18 protein-coding genes are annotated in these 25427 nt (G+C 64.6%); 5 read left to right on the forward strand and 13 right to left on the reverse strand.

Annotated features, from left to right (window positions below; genetic code table 11):
* Nucleotides 1-317 precede the first annotated feature (317 nt).
* The 9 genes from LCY71_RS05525 to LCY71_RS05565 form a co-directional block, all read right to left on the reverse strand.
* On the reverse strand, nucleotides 318-1577 hold the full coding sequence (locus LCY71_RS05525; RefSeq protein ID WP_225335362.1) for an outer membrane protein assembly factor BamB family protein: 1260 nt from the start codon (nucleotides 1575-1577) through the stop codon (nucleotides 318-320).
* A gap of 116 nt (nucleotides 1578-1693) precedes the next feature.
* The gene (locus tag LCY71_RS05530; RefSeq protein WP_225335363.1) at nucleotides 1694-2437 is read right to left on the reverse strand and encodes an ABC transporter ATP-binding protein; all 744 of its coding nucleotides are present in this window, start codon (nucleotides 2435-2437) and stop codon (nucleotides 1694-1696) included.
* Nucleotides 2434-3192: an ABC transporter ATP-binding protein gene (locus LCY71_RS05535; protein ID WP_225335364.1), complete on the reverse strand. Its 759-nt coding sequence runs from the start codon at nucleotides 3190-3192 to the stop codon at nucleotides 2434-2436. The genes LCY71_RS05530 and LCY71_RS05535 overlap by 4 nt, the downstream gene beginning before the upstream one ends.
* Nucleotides 3192-4280, reverse strand: a complete 1089-nt coding sequence (locus tag LCY71_RS05540) for a branched-chain amino acid ABC transporter permease (protein WP_225335365.1) — start codon at nucleotides 4278-4280, stop codon at nucleotides 3192-3194. The genes LCY71_RS05535 and LCY71_RS05540 overlap by 1 nt, the downstream gene beginning before the upstream one ends.
* Complete coding sequence (locus LCY71_RS05545; RefSeq protein WP_225335366.1) at nucleotides 4277-5209, reverse strand: branched-chain amino acid ABC transporter permease; 933 nt, start codon at nucleotides 5207-5209, stop codon at nucleotides 4277-4279. The genes LCY71_RS05540 and LCY71_RS05545 overlap by 4 nt, the downstream gene beginning before the upstream one ends.
* A 254-nt stretch (nucleotides 5210-5463) precedes the next feature.
* Nucleotides 5464-6870: a substrate-binding protein gene (locus tag LCY71_RS05550; protein WP_225335367.1), complete on the reverse strand. Its 1407-nt coding sequence runs from the start codon at nucleotides 6868-6870 to the stop codon at nucleotides 5464-5466.
* A 140-nt stretch (nucleotides 6871-7010) separates the two neighbouring features.
* Nucleotides 7011-8222 carry a Tm-1-like ATP-binding domain-containing protein gene (locus LCY71_RS05555; RefSeq protein WP_225335368.1) on the reverse strand — a complete coding sequence of 404 codons (1212 nt, stop codon included), beginning with the start codon at nucleotides 8220-8222 and terminating at the stop codon, nucleotides 7011-7013.
* Nucleotides 8223-8253: 31 nt separating this feature from the next.
* Nucleotides 8254-9087 carry a phosphoenolpyruvate hydrolase family protein gene (locus LCY71_RS05560; RefSeq protein WP_225335369.1) on the reverse strand — a complete coding sequence of 278 codons (834 nt, stop codon included), beginning with the start codon at nucleotides 9085-9087 and terminating at the stop codon, nucleotides 8254-8256.
* Between the two features lie 383 nt (nucleotides 9088-9470).
* Entirely contained in the window at nucleotides 9471-9881 is a 411-nt protein-coding gene (locus LCY71_RS05565; RefSeq protein WP_225335370.1) for a cupin domain-containing protein, read from the reverse strand.
* Nucleotides 9882-10280: 399 nt separating this feature from the next.
* Here LCY71_RS05565 and LCY71_RS05570 point away from each other — a divergent pair, with 399 nt between their 5' ends.
* Nucleotides 10281-11045: an IclR family transcriptional regulator gene (locus LCY71_RS05570; protein WP_225335371.1), complete on the forward strand. Its 765-nt coding sequence runs from the start codon at nucleotides 10281-10283 to the stop codon at nucleotides 11043-11045.
* A 99-nt stretch (nucleotides 11046-11144) separates the two neighbouring features.
* On the opposite strand, the gene LCY71_RS05575 is transcribed toward LCY71_RS05570, so the two are convergent.
* The 3 genes from LCY71_RS05575 to LCY71_RS05585 all read right to left on the reverse strand — a co-directional run bounded on the left by LCY71_RS05575 (nucleotide 11145) and on the right by LCY71_RS05585 (nucleotide 17617).
* Nucleotides 11145-14123, reverse strand: coding sequence for an FAD-binding and (Fe-S)-binding domain-containing protein (locus tag LCY71_RS05575; protein WP_225335372.1), 2979 nt, complete (start codon nucleotides 14121-14123; stop codon nucleotides 11145-11147).
* Between the two features lie 723 nt (nucleotides 14124-14846).
* Nucleotides 14847-16154 (reverse strand): malate synthase AceB, encoded by a 1308-nt coding sequence (aceB, locus tag LCY71_RS05580; protein WP_225335373.1) that lies wholly within the window; start codon nucleotides 16152-16154, stop codon nucleotides 14847-14849.
* 668 nt (nucleotides 16155-16822) lie between these two features.
* A complete protein-coding gene (locus LCY71_RS05585) occupies nucleotides 16823-17617 on the reverse strand; it encodes a DUF8054 domain-containing protein (protein ID WP_225335374.1) in 795 nt (264 codons plus the stop codon).
* A gap of 567 nt (nucleotides 17618-18184) precedes the next feature.
* Between LCY71_RS05585 and LCY71_RS05590 the strand changes: the two genes are divergently transcribed.
* From LCY71_RS05590 to LCY71_RS05600, 3 genes are all read left to right on the forward strand, one after another.
* Nucleotides 18185-18916 (forward strand): IclR family transcriptional regulator, encoded by a 732-nt coding sequence (locus tag LCY71_RS05590; protein ID WP_225335375.1) that lies wholly within the window; start codon nucleotides 18185-18187, stop codon nucleotides 18914-18916.
* A 116-nt stretch (nucleotides 18917-19032) separates the two neighbouring features.
* Nucleotides 19033-20976 carry a coiled-coil domain-containing protein gene (locus tag LCY71_RS05595; protein ID WP_225335376.1) on the forward strand — a complete coding sequence of 648 codons (1944 nt, stop codon included), beginning with the start codon at nucleotides 19033-19035 and terminating at the stop codon, nucleotides 20974-20976.
* A gap of 337 nt (nucleotides 20977-21313) precedes the next feature.
* Nucleotides 21314-21748: a hypothetical protein gene (locus tag LCY71_RS05600; protein WP_225335377.1), complete on the forward strand. Its 435-nt coding sequence runs from the start codon at nucleotides 21314-21316 to the stop codon at nucleotides 21746-21748.
* A 370-nt stretch (nucleotides 21749-22118) separates the two neighbouring features.
* On the opposite strand, the gene LCY71_RS05605 is transcribed toward LCY71_RS05600, so the two are convergent.
* Nucleotides 22119-22847, reverse strand: coding sequence for a hypothetical protein (locus tag LCY71_RS05605; protein ID WP_225335378.1), 729 nt, complete (start codon nucleotides 22845-22847; stop codon nucleotides 22119-22121).
* A 639-nt stretch (nucleotides 22848-23486) separates the two neighbouring features.
* On the opposite strand from LCY71_RS05605, the gene LCY71_RS05610 reads away from it, so the two are divergent.
* Nucleotides 23487-25385, forward strand: a complete 1899-nt coding sequence (locus LCY71_RS05610; protein ID WP_225335379.1) for a multicopper oxidase family protein — start codon at nucleotides 23487-23489, stop codon at nucleotides 25383-25385.
* Nucleotides 25386-25427 lie beyond the last annotated feature (42 nt).

Here is a 25427-nt window from a genome sequence, read left to right on the forward strand (position 1 = left end):
GGGATTACGGGTTCGGTTCTGGCGGCCGGTATGCCGCTGCTACCGAGGGATTCAGGTGCGCTTCGCCTGTCCGCGTCCGAGAGGTCGCTGATATCGAATTCTGGCATAGCTGCTCCTCACCCCGCCGAGAAAGGGCCTGGTGGACGAGCCGCTCGGTACCCTCTCCCGTGCAGGCTACTAGCACAATAAATGACACGAAACCTTAAGTTTAATGTGAGGTGAATATTTCGAAGTGGTACGTATCGCGGGTGTTCCCCGTCCGCAGGCTATGCCGGCGCGTCACGGACGGCCTCGCCGTATTCGCGGCGACGAGCGCCCTACTCGACGGCGTAGACGCTGCCGTCCGTTCCGCCGAAGTACAGCGTCCCGTCGATCAACGCCGGGCTCGATCCGACGCCTCGCGCGCCGACCTCGAGGAACCACTCCTCCTCGCCGCTCGTGGACAGCGCGTAGACGCCGAGCCCGTCGCGTTCGGTCTGACCGTGCGTACCGAAGTACAGCCGCTCCTCCGTGACGACGGGGCTACTCCCAATCTCGAGGGCCGTCGTTTCGAAGCTCCACAGCTCGGCACCGGTCCGCCGGTCGAACTTGAACATCTTCCCGTAGTGCGTCTGCGGGTCGTCGAGGGAGTTGTACGGCGTGTGCCCGACGTAGACCCCCTCCTCGTCGACGGCGACCGACCCGGAGATGTAGTTGGCGAGCGGGTCGGCGGTCCACTCCTCCTCGCCGGAGTCCGCGTCGACGGCGTGGACGCGACCGTTCCAGTCCGCGAAAAACAGGGTCCCGAACGCGAGAGCCGGGCTCGACCAGATCATATCGTTGACGTCGTAGGTCCACTCGACGTCGCCGGTGTCCGCGGCGAGCGCGTACATCGTCGCGTCGGACGCGCCGACGTACACCGTGCCCTCGTCGACTGCGGGGGTGCTGACCACCTCGTCGCCGACGGGATACTTCCACCTCGTCTCGCCGGACGCCGCGTCGAGGGCATAGACCCAGCCGTCCTGGGTGACGTCCGCCTCGTCGGCGTACCAGCTACACGCCAGGTTGTGACAACCGACGCCGATGAAGACGGTGTCGTCCCGGACGGTCGGACTGCCCCGGATCAGCCCGCCGAGGGCGCGGTTCCACCGCTCCTCCCCGGACGCCGCATCGACGGCGTAGACGCGCGTGTCGTAGGAGCCGACGTAGACGGTCCCGTCCGCGTACGCCGGCGCGCCCTCGACGCGATGGTCCGTCGCGAAGGCCCACTGCCTGTCGCCGGTCTCGGCGTCCAGCGCGTACAGCGCGCCGTCCGTGCCTCCGATGAACACGGCGTCCTCGGCGACGACGGGGCTTCCCCAGAACGGACCGCTCGCCTCGTACGTCCATGCGACCGTCGGCTCGGGGCCGGTTGGTTCGACGCCCCGGGCGTAGCCGGTGTTGAACCGGCTGCCGCGGAACGTCGGCCACTCCGTCACCGGATCAGCGATGGGGTGACCGTCCGATTGCTCCGCCGTCGGCGCCGTACAGCCGCTCGCCAGGGGGACGGCAGACGCAGCGACCGCGGCGAGGAACCGGCGACGGTCTGTCGTCAGCATGTCCGCGATGATTCCCCGTGACGCATATAGTTCTATGGTCTAGCCGATCGACGGAACGTAGCGTCGCGAGTTACGGCGGCGGCGTACGCGAACGGGAACGCGGCCGGTCCGCCGGCCTAGACGACGAGGTACTGATCGAGGTCCTCGGCCTCGAGCTCCGGAACCGTCCCTTCGTAGACGATGTCGCCCTGGTCGAGTACGTACCCACGGTCCGCGAGCTTCAGCGCCTCGCGAACGTTCTGTTCGATGAGCAGCACGGTCAGGCCCTCGTCGGCGATCTGTCGGATCGCCGTCGTGACGTCGTCGACGATCTGCGGGGCCAGCCCCTCCGTCGGCTCGTCGAGCAGGAGCAGCTTGAGGTTCGGGAGCCGGAGCGTCCGAGCGATCGAGAGCATCTGCTGTTCGCCGCCCGAGAGCGTCCCGGATCGCTGATTCCGGCGCTCCTCCAGGCGGGGAAACAGTTCGTACAGTTCCTCGATGCCCATGGTACTGCCGCCGTTCCTGGAGCCGCGTCGGCGGATCGTGTTCCACGTTCCACGGGTGATCTTCGACATCTCGAGGTTCTCCTCGACCGTCAGCTCCGTGAACAGTCGCCGCCCTTCGGGCACCACCCCGACGCCGGCTCGAACGACGTCGTCGGCCGGCCAGTCCGTGACGTCGTCGCCGTCGAACCTGACCGATCCGGATCGGACCTCGGGCGGCTCGACGCCGACGATGCTCCGGACCGTCGTCGTCTTGCCGGCCCCGTTGCGCCCGAGCAGCGAGACGACCTCTCCCTCGTCGATTTCGAGCGAGATCCCCCGGAGGATGTGACTGGCGCCGTAGTAGGAGTGGACGCCGTCGAGTTCGAGCAGCGTCACACCTCTTCACCTCCGAGATAGGCCTCGCGAACGGTCGGATCGTCCCTGATCTCGGCGGGCGTCCCCTTCGCGATTATCTCGCCTTTGTCGAGCGTGACGATCCGGTCGGAGACGTCGAAGATCACGTCCATGTCGTGTTCCACCAGGAAGACCGTCATCCCCTGCTCTTCGAGCAGGTCGCGGATCAGGCTCACTGTCATGTCCGTCTCACTGGGGGACATCCCCGCAGTGGGCTCGTCCATGAACATCAGGTCCGGATCCGTCGCCAGTCCGATGGCGACCTCGAGGCGACGCTTGTCGCCGTAGGGAAGCGCTTCCGCCGCGTCGTCGGCTTCGTCCTCGAGTTCGATCACCTCCAGGATCCGGTCGGTCCGAGTGCGGACGTCGTCGTAGGCGTCCCGCCGTCGGAAGAAGTTGACGCTGAAGGAGTCGTGTTCGGTCGCGAACGCGGCGACTTCGACGTTCTCCCTGACGGTCAGATCGGGGAAGATCGACGCGGTCTGGAACGACCGTCCGACGCCGAGCTGGGCGATCTCGAACGGTTCCATACCGACGATGTCCGTGCCGGCGTAGGTGATCTCCCCGGTGGTCGGCTCCAGCATCCCTGTGATCGTGTTAATCAGCGTCGACTTGCCCGCCCCGTTGGGGCCGATGAGCGAGACGAGCTCGCCCTGCTCGATCGAGATGTCCACCTGGTTCAGTGCCGTGAGACCGCCGAACTCCTTCGTCAGGTTACGCGTTTCGAGTAGTGCCATTAGCGATCACCTCGCTGTGAGCGAAGCCGTTCGCTGGCGTTCGTGACCATCCCCCATATACCGTCGGGGTACTTCCAGACGACCGCCGTGAACGCCAGCGCGAGCGTCAGGAGCCAGTAGCCCCCGATCTGGTCGAGGCCGTTGACGACTCCCTCGAAGTAGACGAAGACGCTCACGCCCAGGATGGGGCCGACAATCGTTCCGAGCCCGCCCAGGACGGTCATCATGACGACGTCCCCGCTGGTCGTCCAGTGGAGGCGATTCACGCCGGTGAACATCGTCTCCATGGGCATGAGACCGCCGGCGATCCCGGCGACGAACCCCGAGAGGACGAAGGCGGCGTACTTGTATCGCCAGACGTTCAGGCCGACGAACGAAGCACGCGTCCCGTTCTCGCGAATCGCCTTGAGGATCAGACCGTACGGCGACTTCCGGACGCGCGTGATGAACGCCACCACCGCGACGAAGAACGCGGCGATGAACAGGTACATGTAGTCCATCCAGAGCACGCCGGCGATGCCAGTGAGCGGCTCGTTCAGGTCGACGACGCCGAAGAGCGCGTTGCGGTCGACCCCGAGACCGTTGATGCCGCCGGTGAGATCTCCCAGCGGTTCTCTGGCGAGGTAGAACAGCATCTGGGCGATCGCCAGGGTCACGATGGAGAAGTACACCGTGTGCAGTCGCAGGAGCGGGAACGCCGTCACGGCGGCTACCAGCACCGCGAACAGCACGCCGACGACGACCGCGAGGAACGGGTCCGCGACGACGTGGTTCGCGAACAGTGACGTGGCGTAGGCCGCACCGCCGAAGAACATGGCGTGGCCGAAGGACAGCATGCCCGTCTGTCCGAGCAGGAGGTTGAACCCCAGCGCGAAGATTCCCCAGATAAGGATCCGTCGCACCAGCGAGTTGTAGCCGAGGAGTTCGGACGGGACGAACGGTGCGCTCGTGAACACCCACGGGAACACCGAGACGAACACGACCGTGGCTAACAGGATGAACCACTCGGTGTGTTTGATCCGGTCCCACGTCTGCCAGCTGAGGTACGACGATCCCTCCGCGTTCGCGTCGGTCGTCTCCGTGCTCATTGGCCGATCTCCCCCGTCGGGTAGATCCCGCTCGGACGGACCGTGAGGATCACGATCGCGAGCGCGTAGATGCTCGCCGTCGCCATGCTCGGCCACAGCTGGGTAACCGTAGCGAAGACGAAGCCCGCGAGCAACGCGCCGACGGTGGTTCCCTTGATGCTGCCGACTCCGCCCATGATCACGATCACCAGCGCCGGGATGATGTTGGCGAAGCCCATCCCCGCGTTGACGCCGAACAGCGATCCGCCGAGGATCCCCGCGAGGCCGGCGTAGGAGGCCCCGATGGCGAAGATCAGCAGGAACGGGCGTCCGATCCTGATGCCGAGCAGTTCAGTCATCTCCGTGTCCTCGGTCCCCGCTCTGACGGCGAGACCGTAGTCGGTGTACTTGTAGAAGGCGATGATGATCCCCAGGAAGACGAGCGTCAGGAAGACGACGTAGGCGCGCCACCGCGAGACCGCGCCGACGCCCGGGATGAGTACCGGTCCCGACGCCCAGCCCGGCCGCGGGTAGTTGAACCCCGTCCGGCCGAAGACGAGGTTGAACCCTTCCTGAAAGATCAACAGGATGCCGAAGGTCACCAGCAACTGATCGAGCAGGGAACGGTCGTACAGCGGGTCGGCCAGCAGCCGCTCCATGACGACGCCGAGGCCGAACACGACGACCGGTGTTACGACGAGCGCGGCGAGAAACCCGAGCTCGATTCCGAGCGGGGAGAGCCCGTAGCTCGCGAGCAGGCCGCCGAATTCGATCTCGTATCCCACGAGCAGACCGACGTACGCCCCGATCAGGTACAGGGCGCCGTGAGCCATGTTGATGAACTGGAGCGAGCCGAACACGATCGACAGCCCCAGCGCGACGAGCAGGTACACCGACGCGACGCTCAACGCGATGAACACGAACTGAACCGCCGATTCGAGGAGGCTCATCCTCGCCCCCACCTCGTGTCTATTGCTAACATGACTTGTAAAGATCCACCTCAGGTAATCAATCTTGCGCAACACGATCGGCTCGACACGGACCGTCGACGGACACCGCCGTCCGTGTCCGCAGGTCGGTTCCCGCTGCAGGGGCCGTCCCGCTCAGTTCGTCGATAGCGGGATCGGGGGCGACGGACTCGTTCCGGGTGCGACGGGACGAGCGATCGATCACGGCTGCGGATTGCTGATCGTCGTCCACCTCGTCACTCGTCGCCGTACTCATTGTCGTCCATGTTACACTCGTTGGCCGGGTATGCACCGCATTCGTACACGAGGGGGTCGGTCGTCTGAACGATGTCGGTCCGGATCCCCAGCTCCTCGGCGGTCGAGTTGTCGACGCCCTGAACCAGGTGCCAGGGGCGTTCGACCTGGTGGTCGCACGTCCGGAACTGCGAGGGCCCCCACGCTTGCTCCCACGAGAACTCCTCGAGGGTGCGCACGACGGTCGGGGGGTGGAACGTCCCGGCCTGCTCGACGGCGGCGGCGTAGACCATCATCGACTCGTACGTATGCATCGAGCTCTGGTTGGGCACCGCTCCGTATTCGTCCTGGTAGGCCTGCACGAAGGTGTTCGACGCCTCGTTGTCGTAGTTGGGGTTCCACGGCTCCATACCGTAGACGCCCTCGGCGTCCGATCCCATCGGGTCGAGCGTGAACGCGCTCACGTGCGGGATGAACACCTCGACGTCCTCCGTCACGCCGGCGTCGACCATCTGGGAGAGGCCACTGGCCGCGAACTCGCCGAAGCTCGCGAAGTGGACGACGTCGGCGCCGGAGTCCTGCAGCGCCTGGATCTGCGTCTGGTGGTCACTCTCGCCCTCGGCGATGGCCGCCCCGCCCACGTCCTCCCACGGGCCGTTCTCAGCGAGGTGCTTCCGCATCGCGTCGCGGTTGGACTGGCCGTAGGAGTAGTCCATGTAGATGTGGAACAGTTGGCGGTCCTCGCCCAGGACCTGCGGCAGCGCTTCGCCGGCGGCCATTCCGATAATCTCCGCGTGGAAGGTCGGATGGAAGTAGTACCGCGAGCAGTTCTCCCCGCTGATGCCGGCCGACGTCGAGTTCCCGCCCATGAACGGGACCTTCTCGCGCTGGGCGACGTCCTGCATCGCCATCGTCACCGTACTCGACATACCGCCGGTCCAGAACTGGATGTTGTCCTGCTGGATCATCCCGTTGATGTTCTGGTTGGCGGTGTCGGGGTCGCCCGCGGTGTCGGCCTTCGTCGGCTCGACCTGTTTTCCGAGGATCCCGTCGCCGCTCAGGGCGTCCCAGGAGTCGACGAGTCCGCCGCCGTTGTTCAGGTGCTTGACCGCGAGGTCGAAGCCCTTCTCCTGATCCTGCCCGTCCGGGCCGAGCGCGCCCGAGAGGGGGCCGTTGAATCCGATCGCGACCGTGTCACCTTCCGGCGGGAAGTTGCCCATCGGATCGTACTGCTGGCCGCCGCTGCCATCGCCGCTGCCATCGCCGCTGCTGTTACCGTCGCCCCCGCCGTCGCCGCCGTCGCCGCCGTCGCCCTGACAACCGGCGAGGCCGGCCGCGAGGCCGCCCGCTGCAAGTCCTTTGAGGTACTGACGCCTGGATTCGCCCGCTGATTGACTATTGTCCGTCATGTTTTATCGGGTAGCTCATGGGCATATGGAACTATCTATGACTTAAACTTTTGGCACAGATGACTACAATACGCGTCGCTCCCGGGGGCGCCGAATCACAGGTGGGGCGAATCACCCCCGGTCTGTCCAGCGCCGTCAGCTCAGTCCGCCGACTGCATGTACTCGTCTAGCTGTTCGGCTACCGCGACGGCGAAGGACTCGTCGTTGACGTTCGCCTCTAGCTCGAGCAGGTCGACGTCGTCGTCGAGGTGGTCACGGAGGGCTTCGAACAGCGCCGCGTCGGCCTCGGGGTCGTAGAAGTCCTCTCCCTCGTCGTCTAGCATCGAGACGCCACCGAGGGGGAGTGCGACGCTAGCGGGGCCGGTCGCGGCGTTGACCTTCTCGGCGATGATCCGACCGATCTCTGCGTTCTCCTCGGGCGTCGTCCGCATGAGCGTTACCTGGGGGTTGTGGACGTGGAACGTCCGGTCCTCGAACTCCTCGGGGACTGTCTCGCGCGGCCCGAAGTTGACCATGTCGAGCGCGCCCGTCGAGACGACCTGCGGGACGCCGGTCTCGGCGGCCGCGTCGAGGCGCTCCGGACCGGCGGCGAGGACCCCGCCGACGTGTTCGTCGGCCCACTCCGTCGTCGTCACGTCGAGGACGCCGTCGATGACGCCCTCTTCGATCAGGTTCTCCATCGCTCGGCCGCCGGTCCCCGTCGCGTGGAAGACGATCGTCTCGTAGCCTCGGTCCTCGAGCCACTCGCGAGCCGTCTGCACGCAGGGCGTCGTGACCCCGAACATCGTGATCCCGATCGTCGGTTTGTCGGGTACCGCAACGTCGGGATCGTTGGTCACCATCCCGGCCATCGCGAGGGCGGCGTTCGCGATGACGGTGCGAGAGAGCTGGTTGAGCCCTTCGATGTCCGCCACCGAGTACATCATCGCGATGTCCCGCGTCCCGACGTAGGGTTCGGTGTCGCCGGAGGCGACCGTCGAGACCATCAGCTTCGGCACGCCGACCGGCAGCGACCGCATCGCGGCCGTCGCGATCGACGTGTTCCCCGAGCCGCCGAGCCCGAGGACGCCGTCGAGTTCGCCGTCGTCGTGGAGCTTCTGGACGACGGCGGCCGCACCGTCCCCCATCGCTTCCATCGCCTCGCCCCGGTCCCCCGCCTCCTGGAGCGCGTCGAGGGTCGTGCCACCCGCCTCGGCGACGGCTGACGCCGGCGTGTCGGGCTCGATCTCGGGGTCGCCCATGACTCCGACATCGACGAGGTGGACGTCGACGCCCTGGGCTGTGAGGACGTCGCGAGCGAAGCCGATCTCTTCGCCCTTCGTGTCGAGGGTCCCCACGACGGCGACAGTCACGGTACTCGCCTCCGTTGAGTGACGAGAGTCATCAGAAATCTATCTCCTTGAACTCGCGGGCCTGGTTCTCGATGGCCTCCTCGGTCGGCAGCCGTTCGATGCTAGAGGCGCCGAAGAACCCGACGATGCCCTCGGTGTTGTTCAGAACGTATTCCGCGTCGTCCGGCCAGGCGATGGGGCCGCCGTGACAGATGACGAGGACGTCTTCGTTCACCTCCTTGGCCGCGTCGTGGTGGGCCTGAACGCGCTCGGCCGCCTCGTCGAGGTCGAGCGCGGTCTCGGCGCCGATGTCGCCGGAGGTCGTCAGGCCCATGTGCGAGACGACGACGTCCGCGCCGGCCTCGGCCATCGCCCGCGCCTGATCTTCGTTAAACACGTAGGGGCACGTGAGCATCCCCTGACCGCTGGCCTCGCGGATCATCTCGACCTCCTCGTCGTATCCCATCCCCGTCTCCTCGAGGTTCTGGCGGAACGTGCTGTCCTCGTCGATGAGTCCGACGGTCGGGAAGTTCTGGACGCCGGAGAACCCGCGTCGGCGGAGGTCCTCGATGAAGACCTCCATCTCCCGGAACGGGTCGGTACCGTTGACGCCCGCGAGGACCGGGGTGTCCTCGACGACTGGAATCACCTCGTGACCCATCTCGACGACGATCTCGTTGGCGTCGCCGTACGGCAGGATGCCCGCGAGCGAACCGCGCCCGTTCATCCGGTAGCGCCCGGAGTTGTAGATGATCAGTAGGTCGACGCCGCCACGCTCGGCGAACTTCGCGGAGATCCCGGTGCCGGCGCCGGCTCCGATTATCGGTTCGCCGCTGTCGATGACCGATTCCAGCCGTTCGAGGGACTCGCTTCGCGTGAACTTCATGGACGTTTTGACTGTCTTCGGACTGCGTAATTAATATTGGGATCGACCCCAGAATCGGCGAGACAACGCCGAGCGCGACCTCCTTCGGCAGTATCGGTCCGATTGGTCGGTGATCTGGCTCCAGTCCCGTCGAGGGCGATCGGCGGTGCCGGAGGGACCGAGCGGCACGATCCGCAGGCGTTTGAGGGCGGTTCGAACCGCACGGGACTCTCTAGTAGAAATTGAAACTATGTACCCATCGAGGGGCACCCCGGGTGCCCCTCGACGTGTCAGTGCGTTAAATTTTCACTATAGCTCGTTCGAGCACCGGATCGGCGTCGCGTTCGGTTCGAACGCAGTTCGCGCTGGCGTCGGTCGCACGTCCGTGGGTTCTGAGTCGATCGCTAGCCCTGCGTGCGCTCTCCCGGCGGCACGACGGTACATTCAGCCAGGTGACGGATCTCCGCTTCGGGCCCCGGCGGCCCGTACATCGCCAGAAACCGGAGCGGTTCCCAGGACGTGTTCGTGGTGCTGTGTTCGACGCCGGCCGGGATGTGCAGCATGTCGCCCGGCCGTATCTCCCGTTCCTCGTCGTCGATCATCTGTACGCCCCGACCGCTGAGGACGAACAGGACCTCCTCGCTGTCCGGATGGGTGTGACGCTCGTGACCTTTTCCGGGTTCGACGACGACGATCCCCGCACTGAACGTCTCCGATCCCGTCGTCTCCGGGGTAGAGAGCCACTTGATCGTTCCCCAGTCCAGTTCGAGCGTTTCGATCTCCGACGGCCGAATGAACCGCTGCTCGTCAGCCATTGCGCCCGATAGATCACTGCTAGTTTATATAAGTGTTTGGGGAGAGTCGAGCGATCCGTCGCCCGGTCAGCGCTAGAGACCGCGACGACCGGAGCCGTATCCGACGCACCGGTCAAGCCGGACAGTCGCGTCTTCCTATAGTAGAAACTGAAACTATTTGCACATCGAGGGGCTCCCGAGGTGTCCCTCGAGTGTGTCAGTGCGTTCAAGTTCTACTATAGACGCACATGCGGTAGCGTTCCCGGTGAACGCTTCGTCCGTCGGCGGCCAACTGACTGACGTACGACCGCCGGGGAAGTACCGATCCGCTCACGGCCTCACGCACCGCTCCGCTGGAGTTCCGATACAACGTTCTCTATTGATGAATAGATTAATTGTCATTCGGAGCGACGTCCCGCTATGAACGAGCGCGCCCGGCATCCAGTGAAAGCCCTGGAGAAGAGCGTCGAGATAATCGAGGTGTTGAAGGAACGGCGATCGGCGTACCTCCGGGAGATCGCCGCGGAGCTGGACATGAACAAGAGCACCGTCCACAACCACCTCGCCACGCTGCGCGAGCAGGAGTACGTGATCAAAGACGGGGACGCCTACGAACTGAGCCTCCAGTTTCTGAACATCGGCGGCGTTCTCCGGAACGAGATCGACCTCTTCGAGGCGGCGAAACCGGAGATCGACGAACTCGCCGCCAGTAGCGGCGAACTCGTGACCCTCGTGACCCACGAACGGGGATTCGGGGTCGTCCTCTACCGGGCGAAGGGGGAGAACGCGGTCGAACTCGACACCCACATCGGTGCGCAGGTCCCCCTCCACAACTCGGCGTTCGGGAAGGCGATGCTGGCTCACCTGCCGAGCGACCGGATCAACGCCGTATTCGAAGCGCGCGGACTGCCGCCGGAGACCCCGAACACGATCACCGACGAGGACGAGATACGCGCCGAACTCGAACGAATCGAGGAGCAGGGCTTCGCGTACGACGACGAGGAGCGGTGGCGCGGGCTCCGCTGCGTCGCCGCGCCGATCCGAACCGAGGACGGGACCGTGAAGGGCGCGGTCAGCATCTCGACGCCCAAGAGCCGCATGGCCGACGACGCCGCCAGAGAGGAGCACGTCGACGCGGTGAAGAACACCGCCAACCTCGTCGAGCTCAGTCTCACGTACTCGTAGCGGGCGTCGCGGCCCCAGGGGTCTAGCTCCCGCTAGAACTGGCGGCGACCGCTCCCTGTCGCGGTCGCGGCGGTAGAGCTGGCCCGACGGTAGGACGGGTCACGCCTGGACGGCCCGGTCGAGCATCTCGATCGGGTGGGGTGGATTGTCAGCCACGACGTCGCTGTCGCCGATCTGCGTCCGACAGGACCCGCCCGGGGCGACGACCTGAGACGCGTCGCTCGATCTGATCTTCTCGAACAGCAGTTCGCCGATGGATTTCGAGAGGTCGTAGTGCTCGGCCTCGTAGCCGAAGCTCCCCGCCATGCCACAGCAGCTCGAATCGAGCGGGTCGACGGCGTAGCCGGCGCGGCGGAGGACGCCGACGGCGTGGTGATCCTTGCCGGCCGCGTGCTGGTGGCAGTGGCCGTGGTAGGCGAGCGAGGTCGACGGACTTCGGGTGGGGAGGTCCTCGACCAACCGATGGGCGTCGAGGTACTCACAGACGCCGTAGGCGTGTTCCGCGACCTGATCCGTTCGCATACCGGGTAGGAGGTCGGTGTACTCGTCCTGGAAGCACACCGCGTCACTCGGTTCGACGGCGACGACCTCCCAGCCGTCGTCGATGTACTCCGTGAACGCGTTCACGTTCGTCCGCGCGCGGTCCTTCGCGACGTCGAGGAGGCCGACGGAGTAGGCCGCGCGTCCGCTCGGTGCGATCTCGTCGGGGACTCGGACGTGGACGCCCGCGGCTTCGAGGACGCGGACGGCGGCCTTCCCCGGCGCCGGATAGTTGTAGTTCGTGTACGTGTCCGGGAACAGGAGCACCTTGCGGTCCGCCTCCCGGGCCGAGACTGCCGGCTCGCGGTCGTCGGCCCACTGCTGGAGGGATTGGTCGGCGAACGTGGGTAGTTGCCTGTCAGCCGCGATGCCGAACACCGACTCCATGACCGTCCGGAATCCGGGCACCGAGGTCGCCCAGTTCGACAGCGGCGCGAGGCGCGACCCCACCTCGGAGAGGCGGTCGATGTTGCCGAAGAGCTTCGTCCGCAGCCCGGCCCCTTCCGACTCGTGGTACTGGTGTTTGACTTCCGTCTTGAGCTTCGCCAGGTCGACGCCGGTCGGGCAGTCCGACTTGCACCCTTTGCACCCGACACAGAGGTCGAGGACGTCCTCCTGGAACGCCTCCGAGTACAGCTGCTCTTCGGAGATTTCGCCGCTGATGGCGGCGCGTAGCATGTTGGCACGGCCACGCGTGGCTGTGAGCTCGTCGTCGGTGGCCCGGTAGGTCGGACACATCACGTCGGTGTCCTGCTGTCGACAGGTCCCGCAGCCGTTGCACAGTTCGACGAGGTGGAAGAACCCTCCCTCGTCGGAGAAGTCAAGCGTCGTCTGGGGCTCGATCGAGGAGTACGCGGCGCCGTACCGGAGGTGCTCTCGCATGTCGGTCGGGTCCTCGTCGGTGTACACCACCTTGCCGGGGTTCATCCGCCAGTCGGGGTCGAAGGCGGTCTTCAGGTCCTGGAACGCGGACCAGAGGTCGTCGCCGTACATCTTCGGATTGAACTCGGTCCGGGCGAGCCCGTCGCCGTGTTCGCCCGAGAACGCCCCGTGGTGGTCGACGACGAGGTCCGTCACGTCGTCGGTGATCGAACGCATCATCTGGACGCCCTTGTCCTCCTTCAGCGAGAGGATGGGACGGATGTGCAACGTCCCGCTGCCGGCGTGGGCGAAGTACGCCGCCGTGGTGTCGTGGTCCTCCAGGACGTCCATGAACCGCTGGGTGTACTCGGCCAGTTCCTCCGGCGGGACCGTCGCGTCCTCGATGAACGGATACGGCTTCGGATTGCCCTCGAGGCTCATCAACAGCGGAATGGCCGCCTTCCGGAGCTTCCAGAGCTTCGCTTGGGCCTCCTCGGAGTAGGCTTCGATGACCTCGAAGGCCGCCCCGTTCTCGACGAAGCGCTCGTTGGTCTCGCCGATGGCCGCCTCGAAGTCCTCTACGAGTTCGGAGTCGAACTCGATCATCAGCGCCGCGGCCGCCTCGTCGGGAATCGGCTCCTCGTACCGGGCGTACTGTTCGGACTCCCTGGCGAGACGGAACACCTCCTCGTCCATCAGCTCCACGGCGCTCACGTCGTGTTCCAGCGCCCGCGGGACCGCTTCGAGCGCCTCGATGAGGTCCGTGAAGCAGTACAGGGCCAGCGCCGTCGACTCCGGCTGGGTCACCAGGGAGATCTCGGCCTCGACGACCACGCCGAGCGTCGACTCGGCGCCGACGAACAGCTTCGAGAGGTTGATCACCTCCTCTCCCTCGTCGTTCTCGTAGATGACTTTCTGGAGGTTGTACCCGGAGACGTTCCGCTTTAGGTCCGGGTACCGCTCGTCGATCTCCTTCTCGTTCGACTCGACGAGTTCCCGGACCGTCTCGTAGATCTCGGCCTCTCGGGTGTCGGCTCCGACGACGTCGTCCCACTCGTCGCTGTCGAGAACCACCTCCCGCGTCTCCATGAGCGTGCCGTCGGCGAGCACCACTTTCAGCCGCTCCGTGTACGCGTCGGTGATCCCGTACCTGACTGAGTGGGCGCCGGTCGAGTTGTTTCCGATACCGCCGCCGATGGTCGCCCTGTTCGAGGACGCCGGGTCGGGTGCGAACTTGAGGCCGTACTCGGCAGCCGCCGCATCGAACTCGTCCTGGACGACGCCCGGCTGGACCACGGCCCGCATCTCGTCGGGCCGTATCTCGACGATGTCGTCCATGTACGTAGACATGTCCAGCACGACGCATCCCGGCCCGACCGCCTGGCCCCCGAGCGACGAGCCCGCTCCGCGGGCGATGATCGGTACGTCGTGGTCGGCAGCGATGCGGACGGCCGCCTGAACGTCCTCGACGTGTCTGGGCTCGACCGCACCCGCCGGGCGGGCCTGGTAGATGCTACCGTCCGTCGCGTAGAGGACCTGTGCGTACTCGTTGAACCTGACCTCGCCGTCGACCTCCGCACGGAGATCCCTGGCCAGTTCCGCGTACTCCTCGGCGTCGTCTCGCAACGACCCCGTCCGGGCCGCCTGCGGTCCGTCCGCGCTCATGTTCTGGGTCATAATTGCTGTTGTATTGATGGGTTGTGATATAGCTTGGGGGTCGATAGCTAACCACACGTCTCACCGTCACCGAGCGGCCGCCGGCACGCGGGGACGCGTACCGTCGCCGACGGCGCCGTACCTGTGAGCCTGTAGACGCGACGTCCTCGTCACTGGCCGCCGTCCGTCGACGCCTGTCCTCGCCAGCGACACCGCCGTCCACGGCCGCCGCTCGAAGTGCCGCGCTGTCCACGTCGTATCGCACCGGTGAGTCCAGCGCCGGTAAAATTAGTGTGTTCTAGTCGGGTAATATTGCCTCGTCTTGCCACCAGCCGCCGTCGCACGCACGACCGCGCCTAGCGAAGTCGCCGAGGGGGGTCCAGCTCTGCCCGGAGCCGCTGGACAGTGACGGTTGGACCGCGCCCGTGATTCGGCGATCGAACGTCGTCGTCGGCTGCCCGTTTTGTATTATGGAACAGCGTGACCCGGTGACCACCGCCTGGGTGGCGAGGAACTGGTCGCACTCTGGCTCCGCCGCGGGTCGCTGGCATCCCGGATCGACGCGGCCCCCGTACAGGCGCGTCTCGCTCACCGGCGCGGAGACACGGTCCGAATGCGCCGAACGTTCTGACCCGAACGTCGCCGATCCACGCTGGGAGTAACAGCGGTTCAGCCCGTCCGTGCAGGCGGTCGTGTACCGACGTGCGGGCGTCCGGCCGGCCGCGGTCGCGACGGCGAGGCGAGCTAGTTGCCCAGGTTCATCGCGCGTTCGACGACGTCGGTCCCGTACATCTCTTCCAGGTCCTCGTGCTGGTCCGGACGATGCTCGTAGACGTCCTGGAAGAGGGAGATCGGCGTCTGAGCGGCCTGGTACGTCGCCTCGTCCCACATCCTGTCGCGGCTGATTTCGACCTCGACGCCGTCGATCACCAGCGTCGCCGACTGCGTCATAGCGATCGCGCCTTTACCCGCCTCCTTGGCGGCTTCGAACTCGGCCATCGAGTCGACCACGTCATTCATGCTCGGAACGTAGGAGGCCATCGCAAGCAACTGCTCGCGGAGTTCGTCTTCGTCGAGTTCCTGCGCGTCTGAACCCACGTGGAGCACGTACTCCCCGTCACCGCTCTCCTCGAGTGAGAGGTGGTTGCCGTCGTAGACCTGCAGGCCGTCCTCCCCGGACAGTTCGACGTCCTCGCCGTCGACTTCGAGCAGCCAGCTGCCGGATTCGGGCGGCAACGGCGCCGTGTTCGCCTCGACCACCTGATTCGGCGTCAGCGCCCAGATGCCCGTCATCCCCTTCGCCCGATTGTCGATCATCCGCTCGCGGTATCCTTCGACGTCGCGGATGTCGTCGTACGGCCCATCGACTGCGACGAGGCCGGCGGCGCTGGCCCCGCGGGACGTGTTGTGTCGGAGTTCCGGCCAGGGGGGCAGTTCACCCGTCGGCGTCGTGGCCCGCATGTCCTTGGTGTAGTCGACCTCGCCGTCGACCAGCAGGAACAGGCGCTCGAGGTTGTTCGAGGGCTTGCCCATCTCGTCGCGCAGGTCGCCGAGGGCGAGTTCGGCTTCGCCGCTTTCGACGATCACGGACATGGACAGGCTTCCCTCCTCGAGGCCGTACTCGTTCTCGACGATAGTGAGGAACTCGTCGGCCTTCTTCCAGTCGTCCAGGTCTCCGACCTCGGGGACGACGAACCCGTCGATGTGCTCGACGGCACCCTCGCTGGGGTCCGCGATCCGGAGCATCTGCTGGAAACCACTGTGTCGGGTCGCGGGGCTGTCCCGGTGCCAGACGATGCGGGGATGGATTTCGCCGGGGAAGTCGGCGCCGTTTTCGGCGACGACGTCCACGATGTTTTCGACGCCTTCGTCGCGCATGGAGGGCGCAGTCGCGTCCTCGTTGTCGGGAATCCAAGTGTCGGGAGCCTCCATGCCCCGGAGCTGAGCCGCTCTCCGGAGCATCTTTGCGGAGTCGTCCTCGCCCTCCACCGCCGCTGGGGAGGTGAAAAACGTCCGTACGAACTCGCGATTATAGTGTCTTGCAAGGCTCATGGTAAGCCACCTCAACTGCATTAGTGCTCTCTAATAAGTGTTGCTGTGAGCGACTGTTCGCACGGCCGTCGAATCAGTCCGTTTCGCCCGTCTCGAGTGGTCTACCGGTTCCTCGTCGATCGTCCGGGAATCCAGGGTGCTCCGTCGGTCACCGGCAGACGACGGCTTTCCGGATTCCCCGCGAGCCCGCGCACGGCGCTGACTCCCCGGCTACGCGGAACCGTGACTGATTCCCCGATAGAGAACGCTGTCCGATGTCTGTCTGAACGGAAACCCGATGTGGGCGGAGAACACGTCGATCCGGGAAAACTGGAACGGGAGCGGTTAGCCGACTGATCGGCCGGACGGGAAGGTGACGGGGGGATTCGCGGTCCCGTTGCTCTCGGACGCATTCACTCAGCGAGAATGGACGCCGCGAGACGCCGATTCCTCGGCTGTGAGCCCCGCCGTCGTCAGCCGCCCTCCCGCGCTCTGGTCCCGAGCGGTCTAGCTGAGCGTCATCGACCCATCTGGATAACATGCGTACCAGTGGTATCCGTCTAGGACGTGCGGTTGCTCGTGATACTGACCACGCTGGCGATCGACGCTAGATTCATCTCTAGCGTCGACGGCTCTGCTAGCGACACCGTGCCGTCAGAGGGATCGCCCGCCGCTCGCTGTCACGGGCCTCACACTGACATCGACCCCGGTGACGAGTAGAGTTGAATATCGCAGTGGGTACAGAATATCTCCGTCACCTCGTACGGATTACGCTCGTCTCCCCTGCCTCCGCGGCCGACCGTTACGGGTTCTCCGCATTGGGGGCACGTGTCCAGCAAAGTTCGTAGTACGGAGAGCACCTCTCCCTGCTCCGGTTTCGACAGGTCGGTCCAGCGGTCGTATTTCTCTTTCAGGAGGTAGGCTGCCGCCATGTCGATCCTGAACGCCACTTCCGATTCCCAGCATCCGTAATAGACGTCGTCGATGCGGACCTCGTAGGCGTCCCCCTCGTCGACGAACGTCGCCCTGTCCGCCTCGATACAGAGGGACTGACGGAAGATCTCGGTCCCTTTGTCGGTCCCTCCGATCGTCGAAGCGATCCGCAACCACGTCGATTCGAAGTCGTCGCGTAGTGAGATAGTGCCGCCCGACGTCCGCGTTCCGGCCCCTGCTTCGACGAGCAGTCCGATGGCATCGTGATCGTTGTCGATCCACCCGCCGTCCGCGAGCATCCGCTTCGCCGAGTTGCGCTGCGGTGATCCTCCTCGCTCCTGGTGCGACGCTGGTGGAAGTACGTCACGGGCGTAGAGTACGGCGATCGAGAACAGCGTGCTCAGCGTAAGGCTCGCGTACGCGAGCACGGGGCGTCCGGTAGTAGCCGCCACGGCGGCCCCGATCCCGCCGGCGAACAGGGCCACCAGTATCAGGGCTCCAGCCGCTGCGAGGGTCTGGTGGCTCTGTTCGCCACCTGTGGAGCCCTCCATTCCACTGTGAACTTCCCACATACTCTGGTTGCTACTGTGACACTACTGCACTTAAGATTTCCTCTCGTTGCTTCCCTCCCGGGGCGCATTCAGTCCCGTGTACCGATACTCTAGCGTCCGGGAGCAAACGGATTTATCAGCCAGACACTCCTCGAACGACAGCGTGGTAGACGGCGAAGAGAGTCGACGGCTGGCACTATAGTAGCAATTGAAACTAGTTACACATCGAGGGGCACCACGGGTGCCCCTCAAGCGTGTCAGTGCGTTCGATCTCTACTATAGCCGTAGTGTTCTTCCCGCCATTCGGACGGCTAGAATGGAGGTAACACAGGTACCCCTGTTACATAGGCTAGCGGAGTTTTATGGATCACCCGAGTGAGTCGTCTAGCACAGCAGTCGATTGGCGGTTCGAGAACCGAGGGCGAGACGTGGTCTCTGGAGCCACTCTAGTTTCCGTCCTTCGTGCAGCGTCGAGCGCGCTGGCTACCTCTCGCTGTAGTATTGATTGCTAGGTATTTACATAGTCGCTACAATTATTAGAGAGCCACTTCGAGGCTCTTTGGTATAATGTCCGGAGACGAGGAAAGCCGAGTGCAGGCCACCGTGACGACAAATGCGATTCTCGATTGCGTCACCCGGTACAACGGTGCGACCCTGACGGAGATAGCGAACGAGATGGAGGTCGCGACGAGCACCGCTCATCGACACGTCAACACGCTGGTCGACCTCGGTTTTCTCGTGAAGGACGACAAGCAGTATCTCCCGGGGTTTCGCCCGTTGCGGTACGCCTGCGCCGCGACTGCGCAGTTCCCGATCGCACGGATCGCCTGGCAGGAGCTAGAGCGGATCGCGGAGATAACGAACGAGCAGGCGTCCATGTACCTCGAATGGAACGACCGCCTCTACGAACTGCTTCGGGTCCCGCCCGACACCACCGACGACATAGCGGACGGAGAGACGGAGCCGCTATACACGACAGCCCCGGGAAAGGTCATCATCGCGTACGAGGAGTGGGAGGAAGTCAGGTCGCTGCCCGGCATCACTGATCAGCGGGCGGACCTCGACCAGTTGCGCGAGGAGTTGGGACAGATACACGTACGAGAACTCGACGTCGAGCGGGACGAGGAGGCGGGTCGCGCGCGCGTCGCCGTCCCGATACTCGTCCGCGGTGACCCCGTCGCTTCACTCTGCGTTTCGGGACCGATGAACCGGCTCTCCGGAAAGCGACTGACCGAGGACGTTCCCGGTCTCCTCCGAAGCGCGTCGAAGGCGATCGAGTTGCAACTGACATCACGCTAGATGTCCGGCCATCGCCGTCCGTGAGGAGACCCGGAAAGGCGGTCGACCGCGCGCAATATAATCAATATTCCATGTTATCGAATAGTTTATTATTATAGACTAACTGTATAGCATCGATGACTTCCGCGCAGCGATCTGATGGGGTCACGCGGCTGGAAGTTACCGGCATCGACGGGCTCGAAACGGGGGAAATCGAGCTTCGTGGAGGGGTCGGCGTGCTCGTCGACGAGAGTCCGGAACGCAGGAAACGGTGCTTTCAGGCCATCCAGTTCGCTCTGGCCGGCCCCGACAGAGCGCTGTCGCAGGAACTGGGCGAATGCCGCGTCACGGTCGACTTCGGAGACGAGGTCCACGAGCGGGCAAGCGTCCGCGACGGCGGTGAACTGGTCGTAAACGGCGGCGAAGAGTCAGACCCCGTTCGACTCACGGATCTGTTCGGGTACCTGTACGGGTGCGACGGCCTCCGACAGCAGTTCGTCGGATCGCCTGACGTGGGACCACTGCTGGCGTATTGCGACCGCAACGTCCGTCTGGACGGGGCAGTAGCCGAGCTTACCCGTCGTATCAGCGAGCGTAATCGACGTCACTCTCGCCGCGCCAGAGCAGACCGAGAGCTCCAGCAGCTAGAGGACCGGGCCGACTCGCTCGCCGGGACGGCCGAGTCGATGGCGTCCGGCCTCGAAGCCGCGAGTGAAGAACTCGCCACCGGGAACGAAGTCAGCCGGCTCCGAGTGCAGAACCGCGACCGGCTTTCGTCGACGCTCGCCGAGGTCGAGGAGACGGTCGAAGAGCTCGTCACCGTCCGCCGGGGCGTCTCCTCGGACGAGAACCGCCTCGTCGCTCTCCGTGAGGAACGTGACGAACTGCGGACGAAACTCCCGGCCAGTTCGACGGGCGAGACCGACGAGCGGAGCGAACTGGAGAGCAAACTGGCGGACGCGAGAGAAGAGAAGCAACGGCTCGAACAGGAGATCCAGAACGTCCAGAACCTCATTCAGTTCAACAGGGACGTCCTCGTCGGTGAAGCGGACGAGAAGTTCCCGCAGGTCGGTATCGACGGTGTCGCCGACGAGGAGAGCCAGAAGGAGACGAAGGGCGACCTCACGACCTGTGTGCTCTGTCACTCGGAGGTCCCCGCCCCACGGATCGAGAGCGGGCTGGAGAGCCTGAACTCGATACTCACGAAGAAACTGGACAGAGTGGACGAAGTCGAGGCCCGGATCGAGACGCTACAGGAGCGAAAACGCGCGGCGGAGAGCAGACAGGATCAGTGTCAGCGGCTTCACGACCGGAAGTCAGAGATCGAGTCCGACATTCAGACGCTAGAAGAGCGGCTCGCGGACCGACGACATCGGAAAGCGGCGTTGACGAACAGGGCCGCAGCTCTCAAGTCGGAACTGGCTGCGCTCGCAGAAGAGGAGGGGGAGATCACGGCACTGCGCCCGTATCTCGACGCGCTCCGGCTGGCCCTCGATCTCGATCAGACTGAAACGGCGTTGGGAGACGTGCGGGAAGAAGTGGAAGCCAAGCGAGCGGCGATCGCGGAGCGGAGCAGTCCGGCGAAGCAGGGAGCAGACGGAGCAGCCGGCTGGAACGACGGCTCGGGCGAACGAGCGCCGGAGGTGCGGGCGACGCTCGTCGACGAGTACAACGCGACAATCGACATACTGCTCGACATCGTCGACTACGATCCGATCGAACGGATCTGGATCACGCAATCAGACGGCTCCACCGAGGCGGACCCCTTGACCGCTCCGGCCCACACTGTCCTGGTCGAGGAGGGAACGCAGTCCGGCGGTCGTCGCGTCGTTCCACCCGGACTGCTCCGGGAACCGGATCGCGACGTCGTCGCGCTACTCGTCTCTATCGCCGGGTACATCGTCTACGAGGTTTACGAGGACCAGCGGGTCCTCCTCCTGGATTCCCTCACAGCGCTCGAGCCCCAACAGATCGAGAGGCTCGTAGAGTACCTGGCTCCGCTCACCGACCACGTCGTCGTCGGCTTGCCGCCGGCACTGGGGCACGCGATCGACGAAGACCAGATCACGCTTCGGGGTTGAAAGCAGCGCACCGTGGCGAACGGTAACGCCCGGCGACAGACCGGTAGCGGCAATTGCTGCTGCATTTCACCGGCTCCGCCGCGAGTCAGATCGCCGCGGAGCGTCCTCACGAAACCGCCGCAGTGAGTGACTGGACAGACCGGACCCGGGGACGACCGACGCCGGAAGGGGTCGTCGGTTCCGACAGCAACGGATACGGTAGCCGGCTTCATCCGGAGTAGTAACCGACTACCACCAACTACAGCACCGGTAGAAACAGGCTAAACGCAATTTACTCCTGACTGCTTGGAGTCAGGTTTCAATTAACCATTTAACGCTGTGGCTACTCTATGCAGGTATGCGACCCCAGTACAGGCTTTCGCTGCCGGGAGCGGCGGTGATCTCCCACCGAAAGCGAAACTGGCCGTTCACGATCCTCATCGCAGTGGGGACGAGTGTCGGCTACGTGGCGGCAGTTCGCGTATACACTCTCCTGTTGGCAACCGACGTCTCGTCTTCGTACCCGATCTGGCGGAACGTGGGACTCCTGTTGCTACTCGCCTTCGGTACGGTCGGTGTTCCGGTCGCACTGTTCGGTCGATATCGCCTGTTGAGCCCCCTCGGTCTGTTCCTCGGGATCGTCCTCTTCTGGCACGGCCTCGTCCGCGTGACGTCCTGGACTTCCCCCGCCGAGGCAGTCCCTCCCTTCCTCTTCGTGTTTCTACTCGCACCTCTGTACGTCGCCGCATACGGGAGTCTGGCCGGGATAGAGCGCCGAATTCGGTCTCGGTAGACGGACCGGATCTCGGTAACGGTCTAGACGCCGCGCGGCAGGACGCCTCGCTCTGAGCGCGGACAGTCCAGCAACGAGGGCGTCGTTTCGATCGGTCTAGCGGAGTGCTTGTAATTCAGTCATAGATAATGACACGCACGGAGATTCGATCCAGACCCGGACTGCTCACGCTCGTTAGTGTCGTCGTCGCTGGATACCTCACCTGGCACCGCACGGCCGGCTGGCCCTCCGAGTAGCGTCTCGGCGGAATCGACGGAACTGAATCGCCTAACGGACTCCGCAGCGGTTTCCCGCGAGACCGCATCACAGGACCGGAATGGGACCCGGACACCACGCGCGTTCGAACGCCGGGGGTCACCGTTGCCTGGGGCTATTCGACGAGCTGTTTGATGATGTCGAGCTCCTCTTCCTCGCTGATGTGATCCGAGGCCATACAGGCCTGGATGACCCTGTGCAGAAGGTCCGGATCCGAGAGCGACTCTTCGAGACCGGGGGACTTCCCCTCGATCGTCCGTTCGAGATCCGACACCTGCGACTCGAGCTCGTCGACCTTTGCAGCCACCTCGCCCATGGAATCGCCGCCGGCCTCCCGCTCGTCGTCGCGGTTACGTCGGTCGTCGAAGAGTCGCTGAACGGTTTCCCGTCGTCGTTCCCACTCGAAGTTGGAGATCGAGTCCACCGTCCGCAGCACCTCGTCGACCGAGCAGCCGAGCCTGTCGGCGAGTTGCGCTTTCGTCGCGTCCGGATACTCGTAGACCGTCTGGAGAAGCTGTTTCTGGTTCTCGGAGAGATGCAGATAATCGATGCTGTCGAGGGACCCCCCATCGTGGTCGGGGTCCGTAGCCCCGTCGACGCTGGCGTCAGCGTCGTCGCGTTTCGGATCGGGAGTCGAGTGAACAGCGCCCCCGTCCGAAGCGGGATCGCCGTATTCCTCCAGCACCTTCTTCGCTAGCTTCACCGACGCACCGCTCACGTTGTCTGCGATCTCCTCGACGGAGGCGTCCGGCTGCTTCTCCGCTTCGTCGAGAATGTTCTTGTGGATGATTGCGCGCGGTACCCGCTGGGATGACGAACCTGATTTGGTTTGGGAGTTGGTCATGGTGAGTCCTGCTTTCGCCCCGGTTTGCCCAAGTGGTACTGTATCAACACGTACCCTAAATGTTAACTAAAATATGCAGGTTAAACATGATGATATAATGTAGATATGAGATCAGAGAGGATGGCGACAGCCTGCTCGGCGTCTATAGAGTACGTCGCCCTGTTAGCTACCGCCTCCGCCGTCTACGACCAGCAGATCAGTACACACCGAGAGGCGTCTCGGAAGCGACTGTGGTAATTCCTGAGCAGGTTATCGACTGGTGAATCGGAGAGAACGGATCAGTCCGGGGCGAGGCGGCAAGTGATCCACTTCGATACGGGGTCGCTCTGACTGAGCGGCCCACTGCCGAAGCCGGGGTCACCCTGGCTGATTGTCAGTGGCCCACTTCCGAAGCGACGACGGAGACGGTCTGATTGGCAGGCGCTAGACCCGTCGTCGGTCGAGCCAACGAGCCCCGGTCTAGCGGTCGACCGGAACCCGTCTGCAGTCCTCGCGCCTCCGGCCGGATAAAGTGTTAAATGTGTTAGCCTCTGATTGTCTGTAAATCGATCACGTCTGGGAAGTACGTGATCGGTCACCGGTAGCCACTCGCGACGTGACTGAGGCTACGCGAAGCTAAACCACCGACACGGGCCACACATGCCACGAGACAATTCACACACGGACGGATCGCAGGACAGTACCGGAACAGGATCGTCGTTCGTTCCCCGTCGGAGCCTGATACAGAGCCTGAGCGCGATCGGCCTGGGCGGTTTCGTCGGGAACACCGCTTCGGGACAGTCGCACTCGCTCCGCGGCGAGACCAGGGCAGTACAGGACGCGCAGGCGACGGCGTCGTCTCCTGATCTCGCCAGGTGGGTCGACGAGGTCCCGCGCCCCGGCGTCATCGAACCGACGGGGACGAAGGACGGCCAGCCCTACTACGAGGTCGAAATGCGGGAGGTCGAGCAGAGCCTCCACCGTGACCTCCCACCGACGACGGTCTGGGGATACGACGGCCAGTACCCCGGGCCCACGATCGAAGCCCGGCGGGGCGAACCAGTCTACGTCCGGTGGGAGAACAAGTTGCCCGACGAGCACCTGCTGCCCGTCGACACGACGATCCACGGCGACGAAGTCCCGTACGACTCGACCGGGGTCAGGGTCGTCACGCACCTCCACGGCGGGAACGTCGAGCACACGAGCGACGGGAAGCCACAGGCGTGGTTCACGCGGGACTTCGAGGAGACGGGGCCGAAGTTCGAGAAGAAAGACTACTACTACGTCAACGACCAGCCGGCCGCGACGCTGTGGTACCACGACCACTCCCTCGGGATTACTCGACTGAACGTCTACGCGGGGCTCGCCGGCTTCTACCTGCTCCGGTCCGATCGGGAGGACGAGCTCGGCCTCCCCGCCGGTGAGTACGAGATCCCGCTCGTCCTGCAGGACAGGACGTTCAACGACGACGGGAGCCTCTTCTATCCGACGGGACCGAGCGACGGCGACGGATCGACACCCGACCCGAGTATCGTCCCGCAGTTCTACGGCGACACGTCCGTCGTCAACGGGAAGGCCTGGCCGCGATTGACCGTCGAGCCTCGATCGTATCGACTTCGGTTACTCAACGGGTCGAACAGCCGGTTCTACAACCTGAAGCTCGTCGAGTACGACGAGGCGGCGGGGACGACGGGGGCGGACGGTCCGCCTCTCACCCTCATCGGGAACGACGGCGGACTCCTCGCGCAACCGCGACAGGTCGACGGTCGCCTGCAACTCGGGTCGAGCGGTCGCGCCGACGTCGTCGTCGACTTCTCCGACTACGCCGGCTCGACGCTGCTCCTCCACAACGACGCGCCCGCGGAGTTCCGCGGATCGGTCGCCACCGACGACGACGTCGAACCGCTGCCGGAGGTGCTGCTCATCGACGTCGAGGACGCTTCGGACGGCGACGACACGAGTCAGGTTCCGAGCTCCCTCGGTCGAGTGCCCGAGATCCCGGTCGAATCGGCGGACCGGAACCGCCACGTCACGCTGGCGACGCAGTCGGACGAGTACGGTCGCCTGTTACACCTCCTCGGAACGGGTGAGGAACCGCTGGGGAACCGGCTCTACGACCCGGCGACCGAGACGCCCCGGAAGGGGACGACGGAGATCTGGAGCATCGCTAACCTCACCGGGATGTCTCATCCCATCCACCTCCATCTCGTCCACTTCCAGGTGCTCGGTCACCAGTCCTACAGCGACTTCGACCCCGAGGCGGACTCCGTCGATCCCGAGACGCTCTCGCCGCCGAAGCAGGGAGAACGGGGATGGAACGACGTCGTCACCGTCGACCCCGGCCAGGTCACGCACGTCATCGTCCACTTCGGGGAGTACGAGGGGCTGTTCAACGACCAGACCGGCTGGTACATGTGGCACTGCCACATGCTCGAACACGAGGATCACGACATGATGCGTCCGCTCCGGGTACTGCCCGAGAAGGACGACGACGACGAGACGTGTGAGTTCCCGGCAGACGACTCCAACCGTAACGACGGCGGCCCGATCTTCGAGTAGCCGCCCCAGTCTCCGCTCACACAGACCGACCGTCGATTCACA

The organism is Halomicrobium urmianum, assembly GCF_020217425.1.
GTDB lineage: Archaea > Halobacteriota > Halobacteria > Halobacteriales > Haloarculaceae > Halomicrobium > Halomicrobium urmianum.

Bases quoted from the DNA above. Each gene is read 5' to 3' on its own strand.
- LCY71_RS05565 (WP_225335370.1), bottom strand. From the start codon at position 9,881: ATGGCTGACGAGCAGCGGTTCATTCGGCCGTCGGAGATCGAAACGCTC.
- LCY71_RS05525 (WP_225335362.1), bottom strand. From the start codon at position 1,577: ATGCTGACGACAGACCGTCGCCGGTTCCTCGCCGCGGTCGCTGCGTCT.
- LCY71_RS05590 (WP_225335375.1), top strand. From the start codon at position 18,185: ATGTCCGGAGACGAGGAAAGCCGAGTGCAGGCCACCGTGACGACAAAT.
- LCY71_RS05550 (WP_225335367.1), bottom strand. From the start codon at position 6,870: ATGACGGACAATAGTCAATCAGCGGGCGAATCCAGGCGTCAGTACCTC.
- aceB (WP_225335373.1), bottom strand. From the start codon at position 16,154: ATGAGCCTTGCAAGACACTATAATCGCGAGTTCGTACGGACGTTTTTC.
- LCY71_RS05600 (WP_225335377.1), top strand. From the start codon at position 21,314: ATGCGACCCCAGTACAGGCTTTCGCTGCCGGGAGCGGCGGTGATCTCC.
- LCY71_RS05545 (WP_225335366.1), bottom strand. From the start codon at position 5,209: ATGAGCCTCCTCGAATCGGCGGTTCAGTTCGTGTTCATCGCGTTGAGC.
- LCY71_RS05595 (WP_225335376.1), top strand. From the start codon at position 19,033: ATGACTTCCGCGCAGCGATCTGATGGGGTCACGCGGCTGGAAGTTACC.
- LCY71_RS05605 (WP_225335378.1), bottom strand. From the start codon at position 22,847: ATGACCAACTCCCAAACCAAATCAGGTTCGTCATCCCAGCGGGTACCG.
- LCY71_RS05540 (WP_225335365.1), bottom strand. From the start codon at position 4,280: ATGAGCACGGAGACGACCGACGCGAACGCGGAGGGATCGTCGTACCTC.
- LCY71_RS05570 (WP_225335371.1), top strand. From the start codon at position 10,281: ATGAACGAGCGCGCCCGGCATCCAGTGAAAGCCCTGGAGAAGAGCGTC.
- LCY71_RS05560 (WP_225335369.1), bottom strand. From the start codon at position 9,087: ATGAAGTTCACGCGAAGCGAGTCCCTCGAACGGCTGGAATCGGTCATC.
- LCY71_RS05575 (WP_225335372.1), bottom strand. From the start codon at position 14,123: ATGACCCAGAACATGAGCGCGGACGGACCGCAGGCGGCCCGGACGGGG.
- LCY71_RS05535 (WP_225335364.1), bottom strand. From the start codon at position 3,192: ATGGCACTACTCGAAACGCGTAACCTGACGAAGGAGTTCGGCGGTCTC.
- LCY71_RS05585 (WP_225335374.1), bottom strand. From the start codon at position 17,617: ATGGAGGGCTCCACAGGTGGCGAACAGAGCCACCAGACCCTCGCAGCG.
- LCY71_RS05610 (WP_225335379.1), top strand. From the start codon at position 23,487: ATGCCACGAGACAATTCACACACGGACGGATCGCAGGACAGTACCGGA.